At 64.9% G+C, this 1,881-nt stretch carries 1 protein-coding gene; it reads right to left on the bottom strand.

Features of this window, described 5'->3' with window-relative positions; all coding sequences use genetic code 11:
- Nucleotides 1-1,367: LruC domain-containing protein (locus AAFU51_18760; protein MEO1573291.1), on the bottom strand; the 1,367-nt coding region annotated here is incomplete at its 3' end.
- Nucleotides 1,368-1,881: the final 514 nt, after the last annotated feature.

Below are 1,881 nucleotides of genomic sequence, written 5' to 3'. Positions count from 1 at the left end.
TCGACGACGAGGTCGTTGAAGTCGTAGTCGCCCTGTCCGGGCCAGAGGTCCTCGTAGGCGAGGGTGCCGAACTGGTCGCGAGCGGGGCCATACTCGTAGGTGGCGACGGTGGGGTCGTTGGGGGCGTCGTCCTGGGCGTCGGGGACGCCGTCGCCGTCGGTGTCAGGCGGCGTAGCGTTCGCCTCTGGGATGTCCTCGCGCTGGATCGACTCAGGCGGGTTGGCCGTCACGTAGAACACCGCGTCGTTGAAGTCCTGGTCGCAGCCTGGAAGATTGCGCTCGATGTCTTCAAAGGCCAGCAGGATCTCGTCGCGGCCCGGCACTTCGAGGAGGACGGTGTGCTGACGTAGCGCCGCCGAAGCCTCAGGGTTGAAGTTGGGGTTTGAGTAGAGGATCTCCTGCCCGCCGCGCTCGACCACGCCGGTGCTCGCGTTGCGCCAGCCGTTGGGGACCAGGAAAAAGCCGATGCCCGTGTTGGCTGGGAACCGACCGAGGAGCACCTTGTCGCCGGTCAGCAGACCACCGCCGCTGTAGAGGTACGACACGTTGGGCAGGATGAGCCGGTGCTCGGCGATGTCCGCCGGGCTCGCCGGAGGCGCGTCTAGGTCGTAGGTGTAGAAGCCGAGCGCGTTCTTATAGCCAGCGCCCTCGTGAACGAACGTCACCCACACGTCGGCGAGTTCGTCGAGACGGATGTCCAACGTCACGCTGTCGTTGATGTAGTCGGGGCGACTGACCGGAACGTCTTGTCCCTCGGGGAGCGCTGCGTTGACGGCCGCGATCACACTGGGGTGAACCACGTCCGAAGGGTTGACGAGCGTAGTCGGCACACCACTGTTGGTGTAGGGGCTGTGGTAGGTGAAGGTCACCGCGGCCTTATCGCCCGCGCTCTTGGCGCCCGCCGGGGCACCCGTCACGTTGCCAAAGTCGCGTGGCACATCACCGCCGAAGAGAACAGCAGCCTGGCTGTTCTCAATCGTGACAGCCTGCTCGTTGGGAAGGCCGAGGTAGTCGGTGCGGACGGTTAGGTCCGTTGTGCCCACCGCGACGACGAGGTCCGCCTCGTAGACGCCGCGCTCGTTGGTGAAGCCCGAGGTCAAGCGACGGTCGCCATCGTATACGTCGAAGCGGACGTTCGCCATCGGGCGGTCGTCGCGCGAGCGCGCCTCGACGCGGACGGTAGCGTCTGCGGTGGTGGCGTAGTCGAAGTCGGACGGGACTTGCATCGCGTCGATGCCGTCAGCGCCGGGAATAACAGGGCCGGTTGGCGACTCGCCGGGAGCTGCAGCGTCACAGGCGGCGAGCACGAGCGCAAGCGCGGCGCAGAAGACCCAAGAGGTCCGAGAGTAGGTGCGGGGGTACGTCATGAATGGAGGGGGGGGTGAGAAGTGAGCCACCTCAGACGAACGAGGGCCAGAGCCTTGTCGCCGTGCCGAGACCGCGGATGGTGGTGTACCCTCGTCTCAACAAAGAGCAGACCGTCCCCCGTGTGCCAACCCAAGCCGCCTCCTGTCGGCTCTTCAAACAAAGCCTCGTGTCTGGCCCGAAATCGCAGCTTTCCGGTCGCGGTGCTGCATTTTCAGACAAAACAAGGGCAATGCCCGCGTACTTCGTCACGCCAGCATTGCCCCGTCGTTGTCCGAATGCGTCGCTTCGCAGAGGCCCGCCTCGTCACGGTGGACCTATCGAACTCCCCGCTAGGTAGAAATCCCTCTGGCTCCGCAACCCACCGCGCCTAGCTTCCGGTGCGAAGCCAGGCGCGGTGTGCGTTCGCGTCTACTAGCGACTGTCGATAGTAGCGACTGTAGACACCAACGATCCTAGATCTCAGCGGCCGTAGACCTTTTCGTCGACGCGGTAGCGCTCGTCGGTGTACCAGTC

It is taken from the genome of Bacteroidota bacterium (assembly GCA_039821555.1).
Taxonomy (GTDB): domain Bacteria; phylum Bacteroidota; class Rhodothermia; order Rhodothermales; family Rubricoccaceae; genus JBCBEX01.
Note: the sequence above shows the minus strand (reverse complement) of the source record. Positions and strands in the feature narration are given on the sequence as shown.